At 64.4% G+C, this 12,023-nt stretch carries 11 protein-coding genes; 6 read left to right on the plus strand and 5 right to left on the minus strand.

All coding sequences use genetic code 11. The annotated features are described in order from the left end of the window. Nucleotides 1–37: 37 nt before the first annotated feature. From thiP to FJ957_RS16275, 3 genes are all read left to right on the plus strand, one after another. Nucleotides 38–1,660: a thiamine/thiamine pyrophosphate ABC transporter permease gene (gene thiP, locus FJ957_RS16265; RefSeq protein WP_140832984.1), complete on the plus strand. Its 1,623-nt coding sequence runs from the start codon at nucleotides 38–40 to the stop codon at nucleotides 1,658–1,660. Continuing rightward, entirely contained in the window at nucleotides 1,657–2,445 is a 789-nt protein-coding gene (gene thiQ, locus FJ957_RS16270; RefSeq protein WP_140832986.1) for a thiamine ABC transporter ATP-binding protein, read from the plus strand. Before thiP ends, thiQ begins: the two co-directional genes overlap by 4 nt. Before the next feature lie 153 nt (nucleotides 2,446–2,598). Then, nucleotides 2,599–4,065 (plus strand): M48 family metalloprotease, encoded by a 1,467-nt coding sequence (locus FJ957_RS16275; RefSeq protein ID WP_140832988.1) that lies wholly within the window; start codon nucleotides 2,599–2,601, stop codon nucleotides 4,063–4,065. A gap of 72 nt (nucleotides 4,066–4,137) precedes the next feature. Here the strand turns inward: FJ957_RS16275 and FJ957_RS16280 are convergent, their stop codons facing one another. Together FJ957_RS16280 and FJ957_RS16285 are read right to left on the minus strand one after the other, a co-directional pair. Further along, complete coding sequence (locus FJ957_RS16280; protein WP_246685857.1) at nucleotides 4,138–6,114, minus strand: caspase family protein; 1,977 nt, start codon at nucleotides 6,112–6,114, stop codon at nucleotides 4,138–4,140. A 184-nt stretch (nucleotides 6,115–6,298) separates the two neighbouring features. After that, the gene (locus FJ957_RS16285; protein WP_140832991.1) at nucleotides 6,299–7,162 is read right to left on the minus strand and encodes an RNA polymerase factor sigma-32; all 864 of its coding nucleotides are present in this window, start codon (nucleotides 7,160–7,162) and stop codon (nucleotides 6,299–6,301) included. A 306-nt stretch (nucleotides 7,163–7,468) separates the two neighbouring features. Here FJ957_RS16285 and FJ957_RS16290 point away from each other — a divergent pair, with 306 nt between their 5' ends. The 3 genes from FJ957_RS16290 (at nucleotide 7,469) to FJ957_RS16300 (ending at nucleotide 9,853) form a co-directional block, all read left to right on the plus strand. Further along, nucleotides 7,469–8,242 carry an amino acid ABC transporter substrate-binding protein gene (locus FJ957_RS16290; RefSeq protein WP_140832993.1) on the plus strand — a complete coding sequence of 258 codons (774 nt, stop codon included), beginning with the start codon at nucleotides 7,469–7,471 and terminating at the stop codon, nucleotides 8,240–8,242. A gap of 163 nt (nucleotides 8,243–8,405) precedes the next feature. After that, entirely contained in the window at nucleotides 8,406–9,086 is a 681-nt protein-coding gene (locus FJ957_RS16295; protein WP_140832995.1) for an ABC transporter permease subunit, read from the plus strand. Then, the gene (locus tag FJ957_RS16300) at nucleotides 9,083–9,853 is read left to right on the plus strand and encodes an amino acid ABC transporter ATP-binding protein (RefSeq protein WP_140832997.1); all 771 of its coding nucleotides are present in this window, start codon (nucleotides 9,083–9,085) and stop codon (nucleotides 9,851–9,853) included. The genes FJ957_RS16295 and FJ957_RS16300 overlap by 4 nt, the downstream gene beginning before the upstream one ends. Nucleotides 9,854–10,146: 293 nt before the next feature. Here FJ957_RS16300 and FJ957_RS16305 read toward each other — a convergent pair whose 3' ends face one another. The 3 genes from FJ957_RS16305 to FJ957_RS16315 all read right to left on the minus strand — a co-directional run bounded on the left by FJ957_RS16305 (nucleotide 10,147) and on the right by FJ957_RS16315 (nucleotide 11,975). Further along, nucleotides 10,147–10,728 carry a CarD family transcriptional regulator gene (locus tag FJ957_RS16305; protein WP_140645828.1) on the minus strand — a complete coding sequence of 194 codons (582 nt, stop codon included), beginning with the start codon at nucleotides 10,726–10,728 and terminating at the stop codon, nucleotides 10,147–10,149. Between the two features lie 370 nt (nucleotides 10,729–11,098). After that, entirely contained in the window at nucleotides 11,099–11,437 is a 339-nt protein-coding gene (gene fdxA, locus FJ957_RS16310; protein ID WP_140832999.1) for a ferredoxin FdxA, read from the minus strand. A gap of 151 nt (nucleotides 11,438–11,588) precedes the next feature. Continuing rightward, complete coding sequence (locus FJ957_RS16315) at nucleotides 11,589–11,975, minus strand: RNA-binding S4 domain-containing protein (RefSeq protein ID WP_140833001.1); 387 nt, start codon at nucleotides 11,973–11,975, stop codon at nucleotides 11,589–11,591. Between the last annotated feature and the right edge of the window lie 48 nt (nucleotides 11,976–12,023).

A 12,023-nucleotide genomic window follows, 5' to 3' on the forward strand; every position in this document is an offset into this window, starting at 1 on the left:
GGAACGCGGCGTTTGCTGAATTCCACCAAGGTGCGACGTGCAAGCCGCCGCGCACCCTGACTCCCGCATCCCCGCCGGCGTCATCGCCCTTGCCGCCATCGGCTTCCTCATTGGCGGCGCCTTCGCCGGCCTCGTCCTCGAAGGCGCGCAGGATCTCTCCGGCGCTGCCGCCGCCTTCGACGGCTACCTCTTGCGCGTCGCCCGCTTCACGCTGTGGCAGGCGCTGCTGTCGACGCTGCTGTCGGTCGCGCCGGCGCTGCTGATCGCGCGCGCTTTGTCGAGACATCCGACCTTTCCCGGGCGTCGCCTGATCCTGCAATTGTTCACCGTGCCGCTGGCCTTGCCGGCGATCGTGGCCGCGCTCGGCATATTGGCGCTCTATGGACGGGCGGGGTATTTTGCCGGCGTCTTCGCCGAACTTGGCGGTGGGAATTGGCCGGGGATCTACGGCCTCTCCGGCATCCTTGTCGCGCATGTCTTCTTCAACCTGCCCCTGGCCACGCGCCTCTTCCTCGAGGCGCTGGGCACCGTTCCCGCCGACCAGTGGCGGCTGGCGAGTCAGCTCGGCATGGGCGCCCGGCCGGCTTTCCGGCTGATCGAATGGCCGGTGCTGCGCGCGGCCCTGCCGGGGATCGCCGGGCTGGTCTTCATGCTCTGCATAACCTCCTTCACCATCGTGCTGACGCTGGGCGGCGGTCCGGCCGCGACGACGCTGGAGGTCGCCATCTACCAGGCGCTGCGCTTCGATTTCGATCCCGCGCGCGCCGTGGTGCTGACGCTGCTGCAGATCGCGCTGACCTTCGTCGTGGTCGTCGCGCTCACGCGGCTCGGCGCCAACACGGTCGGCGATGCCAATCTGCCGGTGGCGCCACGCCGCTACCTTTCGGCGGGACGGACCGAAAGCGTGCTGAACGCCGGCCTCATCGCGCTGGCCCTGCTGTTCGTCGCCGGGCCGATGCTGGCGACCGTGCTTTCAGGCCTTCAGGCCGATCTCGGCCGGTTGGCGGGCGAGGAGGCGGTGCGTCGCGCGACGCTCACCAGCGCGGGCCTCGCCCTGCTTGCGGCGCTGCTCAGCGTGACGTTGTCGCTGGCGCTGATCGCGGCGCGGCGCGCGCTGGCCCTGCGGCGCCGGGCAGGCGGCGCCATGGGCCTGCTCGAACATGCCGCCGATACCGGAGCCGGCTTCGTGCTGGTCGTGCCGCCGATCGTGCTTGGCGCCGGCTGGTTCCTGGCGCTGCGCCACGTCACCGATGTCTTCGCCGTCGCGCCGGCCATGGTCGTCGCCGTCAACGCGGTGATGGCGATTCCCTTCGCCATCCGCGCCATTCGCCCGGCCTATGACGCGGCGAGCGAGCGCCACGAGCGGCTTTGCCTGGCGCTCGGCATATCCGGCTGGGCCCGCCTCAGCCTGATCGACTGGCCATCGCTCAGGCGGCCCCTGGCCACCGGCTTCGCCTTCGCCATGGCGCTGTCGCTCGGCGATCTCGGCGTGATCGCGCTGTTCGGCAGCGATTCCGTGCAGACCTTGCCCTATCTGCTTTTGGCGCGCATGGGCAGCTACCGGACAGCCGACGCGGCGGGACTTGCCTTGCTGCTCGGCCTCGTCTGCCTGATGCTGGTGGTCGCCGCCGACTGGCTGGGGCGGGAAGGAAAGTCATGACGACGACAATCGACGGCGCCGCCGCGCAAAAGGGCCTCACCGTCGCGCTGGATGGCGTTTCGTTCAGCAATGGCGCATCCTCCTTCAGTTTCGACGCCGAATTCGCGGCCGGCAGGATCACCGCCATCATGGGGCCGAGCGGCTCCGGCAAGTCGACGCTGCTCAATCTGATAGCCGGCTTCGAAACGCCCGATGCAGGCAAGGTGCTGATCGGCGGCGCCGATCTCGGCAACACGCCGCCTTCGGCGCGGCCGGTGTCGATGGTGTTCCAGGAAAACAATTTGTTCGCGCATCTTTCGGTCGAAGCCAATGTCGGGCTTGGCCGCTCGCCGTCGCTCAAACTCGGCGATGCCGATCGCGCCGACGTCGCCGAGGCGCTGGCGCGGGTCGGTCTTGCGGGCAAGGAAAGGCGGCTGCCGCGCGAGCTTTCCGGCGGCGAGCGGCAACGCGTGGCGCTGGCGCGGGTGCTGCTGCGCGATCGGCCCGTCTTGCTGCTCGACGAACCTTTCGCGTCGCTCGGCCCGGCGCTGCGCGACGACATGCTCGACCTTATGGCCGGCATCCATGCCGAGCGCGAAATGACGGTGCTGTTCGTCACACATCAGCCGGAAGATGCGCGCCGCATCGGCCAGGACGTGGCTTTTCTCGATGAAGGTACGATCGCGGCGACCGGGCCGGCGGATGATTTCTTCGATCGGTCTGGACCGGACGCCTTCCGGCGCTATATCGGCGATCGAGGCGGCACCGTTGCCGGATCACAACATATTGCCCGGAAGCGGACATAATTTATGGCCAAACCGGCAATGGGCGATCCGGCGTTTGCTTGCCTTGTCCGGGGGAGTGTGGCTAGGTCCGGCCATGCTGGTCCGGCTGGGCCGCGATTTGCCGAAAGAGTTCGAAAGGAAGCCGATCTGTCGACCGGCGCTGAGAAGGTTTGGATGAGGCCGCTGGCACGATTTCTCGCGCTGGCGAGCGTTGCCGTGCTGGCCAGCTGCCAGATGTTCACGCCGCCGGACGTGCAGGAAAGCGGCTTCCAGCCTTCCGACAAGCCGATCACCGTCGACAACGTGGTCGCCAATGCCAAGCTCGCCGAAATGGCGAAGGCGCAGCATCCGCGGATTCTCGCCACCTATGGCGGTGAATATTCCGACCCCAGGCTCGAACGCATGGTGGCCAAGGTCGTCGGCAATCTGACGGTGGTGTCGGCGAACCCTACCCAGACTTATCGCATCACCATCCTCAACTCGCCCAACGTCAACGCCTTCGCGCTGCCGGGCGGCTATCTCTATGTGACGCGCGGCTTGCTGGCGCTGGCCAACGATTCGTCCGAGCTTGCCGCCGTCATCGCGCATGAGATGGGCCACGTCACCGCGAATCACGGCCTGCAGAGGCAGCAGCTCGAAGCCGAGGAAGGCCTGGCGACCAAGGTGGTCTCCGATGTGCTCGGCGACAGCCCGACGGCCAAGGCGGCGCTCATCCGCGGCAAGCTCAGGCTTGCGCAATTCTCGCGCAACCAGGAACTGCAGGCCGACGCCATCGGCATCAAGTCGATCGGCGAGGCGGGCTACGATCCCTATGCGGCGGGTCGCTTCCTCCAGTCGATGTCGGCCTATACGGATTTCCGCTCGGTCAGCGGCGCCACCGACGCCAGCCTCGACTTCCTGGCGACGCACCCCAACACGCCGCAGCGCATCGAGCTGGCGCAGCGCCTTGCGCGCAATTTCGGCCCGCCCGGCGTCGGCACGCGCGACCGCGACGCATTTCTGGCCGGCATCGATGGCCTGCTTTACGGCGACACGCCGGAAGAAGGCTATGTGCGCGGCCTGACCTTCATGCATCCCAAACTCGGGGTGTCCTTCACCGTGCCGGACGGTTTCGTCATCGACAATTCGGCGGCCGCCGTCACCGCGACCGGGCCTGGCGACATCGCCATCCGTTTCGACGGCGTGGCGATCGACAAGTCGGTATCGCTCCCCGATTACATCCGCAGCGGCTGGGTGGCGGGGCTGGAAGACGCCAGCGTGCGCCAGGAGACGATCAACGGCAACGATGCGGCGACGGCGCATGCCAGCGCGCAAGGCTGGCAGTTCGACATCGCGGTGATCCGCGCCGGCGGCCAAGTCTACAGGCTGCTGACGGCCGCGCCCTCGGCCAGCGCCGCGCTGGACCCGGTGGCGCGCTCGGTCAGCGGGTCCTTCCGCGTGCTGAGCCCTGCCGAGAAGGCGGCGCTTAAGCCGCTGCATATCAGGGTCGTCACCGTCCAAGCCGGCCAGACCATGGGCTCGCTCGCCGCGCAGATGGTCGGCGTCGACCGCAAGCTCGACCTGTTCCGCGTGCTCAACGCCATGTCGCCGGGCGCGACAGTGTCGTCGGGCGACAAGGTCAAGATCGTCACCGACAGGTAGGGACTCGCGATTCGGACCAACCAGGCGCCGCCCGGCTATTTTTACAATCGCCGGGCCGGGAGCTGTTGTCCTTCACAAGCCGTCACTACCGGTGTTGCCGCCGTCACCTTCGCCGTCGCCGGTATTGCCACCGCCGGTGGGGGCAGCGTGGCTACTGCCACCAGTCCAGGATGTCCTGCCGGTTTCCGTTGGGGTCGGCTTGACCTTTGGCGCCCCCGGAATTGTCGGTGTGACGGTCTTCGGTTTCGACACGGGCACGCGGACCACTTTTATCTTCGTGATAACCTTCGGGGCCTTGCACGCCATGACCACGGGGGTGGTGCGCGCGGGGTGCGCGGAAAGACCGAGAATGCCCATCGAATAGACGTCTTGCCGCTCCATGCCGGCTTGGAGGAAAGCCAGGGCGCGGGCCGGGTCGGCGGGCACGCCGTTGCGGCCTTCCTTGAAGATCACGGCGAGCTCCTTCATGGCGTCGACATGCCCCATCGCCGCTGCCTGGAGCAGCAGGTCGAGGCCTTTGCCGGTGTCGCGCTCAACGCCGAGGCCATTGAACAAAGCGCGTCCCCAGGCGGCCAGGGCGTAGGGGTCTCCCTTGTCCGACGCCTTCGAATAGAGGTCGTTCGCCTTCAATGTATCGACAGCCGTCCCTGTTCCGGACGAGGCGATGGAGCCGAGCGCGAACAGGGCGCGGATTTGTCCCTTGTCCGCGGCTTCCTGGATGGCCTGCCTGGCCTCGTCGATCCTGCCCGCCGCCAGCAGTGCTCGCCCCAGTTCGTAACGGAAGCGCGCAATGTCGGGGTAGGACTTCACCGCCGCCTCGCAGGTCTCGAGAGCCCCGCCGCCGATCTCATTCGGCAACCGTCCCGGGACAATGCCCTGCAGGTCGAGCGGCTCGCCAGCGGCCTCGTCGCAAGGGTCGACGCCCGGCGACAGTTTCATCGTCGCCCGCTTCGCGGCGTTGCCCAGGCGGATCTCGAAGCCGACTTCGACGGGAGCGGCCGAGCCGATCTGCGGCTCGTAGCGCAGATTGTCGACCTCGGCGGCCATCAGGCTCGATTGCGGCGACAGGACGCGATCGGGCAACGACAGCGTTCCGGTCGCCGGGTAGCTCGCAAGCTTGAGGCTGATCGAGGCATCCTTGGCCGGAAGATCCAGTTTCAGCGGAACCGGGCCGACGCCGACCGGGACGCGGATATCGCGACTTCCAATCGCCTCGGCGGCATCGGCGACCTGGATTCCGCGCTCCGCCACCTGATCGTTCTGCTGCGCGTCGGGAGGCGGCGGCGCTGGTTGCTCCGCCCCGCGCATCAGCACGACATCGTCGAGCAGCGAGGAGTTCTCCCACGGAACCTGCTTGCCGTTGGTGGCTTTGACCACGTCGCGGCGCACGGCCGCCATGACCGAGCGTATCTCCTGGTCCGGCGCCAGCGCGCGGCGGGAGAAGGACGACGAGAACGGGCTGAGATCGCCGGACCCGTCATAGGCGACCGCCCCCGGCTCGGTGGCAAAGGCAATCAGCGTGTTCTGCGAACCTGTTACCTGCGCAAGTCCGCTGCCGCCGGCGACGATCAACTGGTCGCGCAGCCAATAGTCCTTGCGCGGGAAGGGATTGTTGCGACAGGCGTCGAGGATGATCATCTGGATCTTCGATCTCGAGCGCAGTTGCCGCAATATGTCGTCGACCTTGATGGCCTGGACCTCCATGTCGGCCGCATCTTTCAGCGACGCATCCACCGGAATCAGGAAATTCTCCCCGCCGATCTGAAAGCCGTGTCCCGAATAGTAGACGACCGCGAGATCGGCGCCGTCGGCCGCCGCCAGATAGTGGCGGAACCGCTCTTCGAACTGAAGCCTGGTCAGATCCTTGGCGGCGAACACCTCGAAGCCGGCCAGCCGGAACGTGTCCGACACGTCGTCCGCGTCCTTGTCGGGATTCTTGAGCGCCGGGATCTCGCGATATTCGGAATTGCCAATGACGAGGGCAACCCTTCGATCGGCGTGCGCTTCGAATGTCGTGAGGCCAATAAGGAACAGGGTTGCAAGGAGCACGCAGCATCGCAGCATGGCAGATCCCCCATATGTCATGGTCTGGAGGCGTCAAAAAGCCCGATTGCGGCGCTACAGTCTGTTAAAGAGTTCACAATCAATATGCATCATCGAGGAAAAATTGCCTCGACGGCGATGTATTCTTATTTAATAAATTTCCTATCTTTGATTTTCGATTACATTAGCTTCAGGCGGCTTCCGCCAAAAATTCCGGATTCTGCTTCACAAGGGCCAGCTTCAGCTTCTCCATGGCGCGGGCCTCGATCTGGCGGACGCGCTCCTTGGAGATGCCCAGCTGTTCGCCGAGCGCTTCCAGCGTGGCGCCGTCGTCGCTCAGCCTGCGCTCCTCGATGATGCGAAGCTCGCGGGCGTTGAGCGCGCCGAGTGCGCTCTTCAGCCAGACAGCCCGGCGCTGGACATCGATCCGGTCGCCGACGATCTCGTCGGGGAGCGGGTCTTCGGAGACCAGGAAATCCATCCGCTCGGCGGCGCCGTTCTCGTCGGCCAGAGGCGCGTTGAGCGAGCTGTCGGGCGAGGACAGGCGTGAATCCATCATCGCCACGTCGGCTTCCGGAACGCCAAGCGCGGCCGAGACCTCGCGGTAGAGCGAGGCATTGGAGAGCGGCTCGGCGCCGTTGGCGAGGCGGGCGCGCAGACGCCGCAGGTTGAAGAACAGCGCCTTCTGCGCCGAACTGGTGCCGCCGCGCACGATCGACCAATTGCGCAGGATGTAATCCTGCATGGAGGCGCGAATCCACCAGGTGGCATAGGTCGAGAAGCGCACTTCGCGCGCGGGCTCGAAACGGGCGGCAGCCTCGAGCAGGCCGACATGGCCCTCCTGGATAAGGTCGCCGAGCGGCAGGCCGTAATGGCGGAACTTCGAGGCCATCGAGATGACCAGGCGCATATGGGCGACGGTGATCCTGTGCAACGCGTGCTGGTCGTTCTCTTCCTTCCAGCGCAAGGCGAGAACATGCTCCTCGTCGCGCTCGAGATAAGGAGCCTTCATTGCCGCCCGGACCAGCGTCCGTCCTGCTGTGTCCTCGATCATGCCGGCTCCTTTTGGCGGTGAGTGGGCTTACAGCGGTTGAAAAGACGCCGCCGCGCCCTACAACAGCGATGCAACGTGTCAGGCGCATCGATGGTTCCGCCGTCCGAGCGGGCAAATATTGCCAGCCGGAACATTTTGTCATCGGCCCGAAAGAGTCGCTTGGCGGGTTGTCAGGCAATTTTGAGAATCAGATTTCTGGCAGAGCTTATTTTTGAAATCTGGTTCCTTATTTCCCAGCCTTCTATCTGTCAGTTTCCGGCTCTCACAATCGCGCCGGGACACCGGTCAAAACGGGATCACAGAAAAATGAAATGGCTCAAATCGCTCCTTGTCGCCGGAACGTTGCAGGTTCTGGCGGTCACGGCCGGGCATGCCGGCGCCAATCTCGACCAGATCAAGCAGGCGGGCGTCATCAGGGTCGGCACCGAAGGCACCTACGCGCCCTTCACCTATCATGACGAATCCAACGCCCTGGTCGGCTTCGATGTCGAAATCGCCAAGGCCATCGCCGACAAGCTCGGCGTCAAGGTCGAGTTCCTCGAAGGCAAGTGGGACGGGCTGATCGCCGGCCTCGACGCCAACCGCTACGACGCCGTCATCAACGAGGTCGGCATCACCGATGCGCGCAAGGCCAAGTACGACTTCTCCGATCCCTACATCGCCTCGAAGGCGGTGCTGATCGTGCGCGGCGACAACACCGACATCAAGACCTTCGCCGACCTCAAGGGCAAGAAGTCGGCGCAGTCGCTGACCTCCAACTTCGGCAAGCTCGCCGAGGCCAACGGCGCCGAGCTCGTCGGCACCGACGGCTTCGATCAGTCGATCCAGCTTCTGCTCACCGGCCGCGCCGACGCCACCATCAACGACAGCCTGTCCTTCCTCGACTTCAAGAAGCACAAGCCGGACGCCAATGTGAAGATCGCCGCGCAGGAAGAGAATGCCGACTATTCCGGCGTCATCGTGCGCAAGGGCGATCCCGAGCTGGTCGCGGCCATCAACAAGGCGCTGGCCGACATCAAGGCCGACGGCACCTACCAGAAGATCGCCGACAAATATTTCGGCCAGGACGTTTCGAAGTAAGGCAATCGTCCTCTTGTTCGGAAACCGGCGGGCCGTCAAAGACGGCCCGTTATTTTTTGCACGATATTCATGCGCCGCCGTCTTTGACGGCCCGCCGGTTTTTGCATGATAGTCAGTCCATACGGGGGAACGCGCCGCCGTATCTGGAAGGGAGAAGCGCTCCGTGCCGCACTGGCTGCAATTGATGCTGGAATCGTTGCCGACGCTGTTGTGGGCGGCGCTGATCTTCACCGTGCCGCTGACGCTCCTGTCCTTCGCGCTCGGGCTCATCGCCGGACTGGCGACCGCGCTGATCCGGCTGTTCGGTCCAAAGCCGCTGGTTGTGCTGGTTCGCTTCTATGTCTGGATCTTTCGTGGCACGCCGCTGCTCGTTCAGTTGTTCCTGATCTTCTACGGCCTGCCGTCGGTCGGCATCCTGCTCGATGCCTTTCCCGCCGCGCTTATCGGCTTCACGCTGAACATCGGCGCCTATACGTCGGAGATCATCCGCGCCGTCATCGGCTCGGTGCCGAAAGGCCAATGGGAGGCATCCTACTCGATCGGCATGACCTGGAGCCAGGCGATGCGGCGCACCATCCTGCCACAGGCCGGCCGCGTCGCGGTGCCGCCGCTTTCCAACACCTTCATCTCGCTGGTTAAGGATACCTCGCTGGCGGCGGCGATCACGGTGCCTGAGATGTTCCAGGCGGCGCAGCGAATCGTCGCCACCACCTATGAGCCGCTGATCCTCTATGTCGAGGCGGCGGCGCTCTATCTCGCATTGAGCTCGGTGCTGTCGGCGCTGCAGGCGCGGCTGGAGGTGCGGCTCAACCGCTATGGCGGGTTCCTGGAGGCCAACGCATGATCGGCCTCACCAACATCGAAAAGCGCTTCGGCGACAATCTGGTGCTGAAAGGCGTCACCGTCAGCCTGGACGAGGGCAGCGTGACGGCGCTGGTAGGCCCTTCGGGCGGCGGCAAAAGCACGCTCTTACGCTGTATCAACCTGTTGGAGATCCCGACGTCCGGCGCTTTGCGCATCGGCGAGGAGAGGCTGGAATTCCGTCCGGGCATCAAGGTGCCGGCCAAGGACATCCAGCGCATTCGCCTGCAGACCGGCATGGTGTTCCAGAATTTCCAGCTCTTCCCGCATCGCACCGCGATCGAGAATGTCATGGAAGGGCTGGTGACGGTGCTGAAATGGCCGGAGCCAAGGGCGCGCGAGCGGGCCATGGCCCTGCTCGAAAAGGTCGGCATGGCGCACAAGGCCGATGCCTGGCCGGCGACGCTGTCGGGCGGCCAGCAGCAGCGCGTGGCGATCGCCCGGGCGCTGGCGCCGTCGCCGCGGGTGCTGCTTTGCGACGAGCCGACCTCGGCGCTCGATCCGGAACTGGCGCAGGAAGTGGTCGACGTGCTTGGGCAGCTTGCCCGCGAAGGCACGACCATGGTGATGGCGACGCACGATCTGAGGCTCGCCTCCAAGATCGCGCAGGAGGTCGTCTTTCTCGATGCCGGCTCGATCGTCGAGAAAGGCCCGGCCTCGGTCGTGTTCGACAATCCGGAGCGCGAGCGGACCAAGCGCTTCATCGCCTCGCTGCGGCAGGAAGAAGCGCAGAAGGAGCCTGGCGGCTGAGCATCACGCCCTTTGTTGGGGGCGGATCGAAGGTCCGGGTAACGAGCGGGGCTGCCGCTTCTTCAAGGCTTTGTTTTCATGCATGTCGTTATCGCAAAACCGCTGGCACACTTTTGCGCGACATGCATTTTAAAGCAGGTCGCGTGAAAAAGGATTCACACGACCTGCTTTAAGTTTTGATTTTAAGCATGTCTTTGTCCCGAAACCGGGCTCACTTTCGGGAGACATGCATCAAGCCCAAACAAAAACCCGGCGCGAGGCCGGGTTCTTCGCAGTTCGATGAGCGAAAAAGCTCAGGCAGCTTCTTCCTGTTCGGATTCTTCGTTGTCGGCCTTGGCGCCGCGCTTCGGACCCTTGTTGAGGTTGACCTCGATGAGGCGAACCGCCTCGGTCTCCGACATGCGGTTCACAGCGGCGATCTCGCGGGCCATACGGTCGAGCGCGGCTTCATAGAGCTGACGCTCGGAATAGGATTGCTCCGGCTGGTTGTCGGCGCGGTAAAGGTCGCGCACCACTTCCGAGATCGAGATCAGGTCGCCGGAATTGATCTTGGCATCATATTCCTGGGCGCGGCGCGACCACATGGTGCGCTTGATGCGGGCGCGGCCCTGCACGACCTTCAGCGCGCGGTCGACATAGTCCTCTTCCGACAGCTTGCGCATGCCGATCGAGGTCGCCTTGGCGACCGGTACCTTGAGCCGCATCTTGTCCTTCTGGAAATCGATGACGAACAGTTCCAGCTTGTGACCCGCAACTTCCTGCTCGTCGATCGCCACGATCTGGCCGACGCCATGCGCCGGATAGACGATGAACTCGCCGGTCTTGAACCCGTGGCGGGCCGCGTTGGACTTCTTCTGCGGGGTGATCGTTGCCATTACGCCCTGAACTCCTTAGTTGTGCAGCCGGCATCATGCCGGCTCGAACCGATGGGGCCGGCAACAGCCGACCATTAGCCACGCAACAGGATGAACCACCGGACAGCAGGGACCGGCATACCGCACGAATGCGACCGCCTGCCCCAGATCGCTCTGGTCCGGATCTAAAAGCTCACCTTTCAGTGATTTGGGGCGTTAGCGCCTTAAATCGACGTTGTGTCACCGGCATGTTTCGCTGATGTAACACAAAAAGTCGGAAGAATCAAGGTTTTGCTGCGTTCGCTAACGCCAAACGGGGTCGCTGCCTGTCAAGACAGCAATTGTATCGGCCCCGTTACGTCGTGTCATGCCGGCGTTGCCGGCGCCAGCATCAATCGCCTTCACCGGGCTCCGGCGAGAAATATTTCTCGAACTTTCCGGTCTCGCCGTCGAAGGTCTTGGCGTCCGCCGGCGGCTCTTTCTTGGCGGTGATGTTGGGCCATTTCTCGGCGTATTCGGAATTGACCTGCAACCATTTGTCGAGGCCGCCCTCGGTGTCCGGCTTGATCGCGTCGGCCGGGCATTCGGGCTCGCACACGCCGCAGTCGATGCACTCGTCGGGGTGGATGACGAGCATGTTATCGCCTTCGTAGAAACAGTCGACCGGACAGACCTCTATGCAGTCCATGTATTTGCATTTGATGCAATTGTCGGTCACGACGTAGGTCATTGCAGGCTCCGGAACGTCCCGATTTGCTCGGCTTTTTCAGGTTGAGGTAACGCCTTTGCCGGCTGCTTGCAAGGGCAGGGCATTCGGGCACTGCCGGCCCCGGGGAATAGAATTCCAGCGGTCTCGCCGCTGGCGGTCCGGCTGGCCCAATTCAATCATCGCCGAGCAGACGGTCGGTCTGCCGCCGCTCGCGTTTGGTCGGGCGCCCGCTACCGGCCTCGCGCAGGGCTGGAATGGCATCCGGAACCGCCTCGCCCTTGGGTGTCGGCGCCGGCGACATATCCTCGTAAAGCAGCCGCGCCTCTTCGGCCGGACCGCGTCGCGTGCCGCAATTCAGCACCTTCCAGACCAGGATACGGCCCTCGAGCGTGATGGTGAGAACGTCGCCGGGCTTGACCAGATCGGAGGCCTGCGCTGCTTTGTCGCGATTGATGCGGACGCGCCCGGCGACGACGACTTTCGCCGCCAGGGACCGTGATTTCACCGCGCGCGAAAAGAACAGCCATTTGTCGATGCGCTGGCGGCCCTCTCCAACCATCGGGGCTAGCTTTGTTGGAGCATGATCTTATCCGAAAACCGGTTCCCA

It is taken from the genome of Mesorhizobium sp. B2-4-6, from assembly GCF_006442775.1.
In the GTDB taxonomy this organism is placed as follows: domain Bacteria; phylum Pseudomonadota; class Alphaproteobacteria; order Rhizobiales; family Rhizobiaceae; genus Mesorhizobium.

What these genes read in the sequence shown, in the direction of transcription:
- FJ957_RS16300 (WP_140832997.1), top strand. Translation starts at nt 9,083, where the DNA reads ATGATCGGCCTCACCAACATCGAAAAGCGCTTCGGCGACAATCTGGTG.
- FJ957_RS16290 (WP_140832993.1), top strand. Translation starts at nt 7,469, where the DNA reads ATGAAATGGCTCAAATCGCTCCTTGTCGCCGGAACGTTGCAGGTTCTG.
- FJ957_RS16285 (WP_140832991.1), bottom strand. Translation starts at nt 7,162, where the DNA reads ATGATCGAGGACACAGCAGGACGGACGCTGGTCCGGGCGGCAATGAAG.
- FJ957_RS16305 (WP_140645828.1), bottom strand. Translation starts at nt 10,728, where the DNA reads ATGGCAACGATCACCCCGCAGAAGAAGTCCAACGCGGCCCGCCACGGG.
- fdxA (WP_140832999.1), bottom strand. Translation starts at nt 11,437, where the DNA reads ATGACCTACGTCGTGACCGACAATTGCATCAAATGCAAATACATGGAC.
- FJ957_RS16275 (WP_140832988.1), top strand. Translation starts at nt 2,599, where the DNA reads ATGAGGCCGCTGGCACGATTTCTCGCGCTGGCGAGCGTTGCCGTGCTG.
- FJ957_RS16315 (WP_140833001.1), bottom strand. Translation starts at nt 11,975, where the DNA reads ATGGTTGGAGAGGGCCGCCAGCGCATCGACAAATGGCTGTTCTTTTCG.
- thiQ (WP_140832986.1), top strand. Translation starts at nt 1,657, where the DNA reads ATGACGACGACAATCGACGGCGCCGCCGCGCAAAAGGGCCTCACCGTC.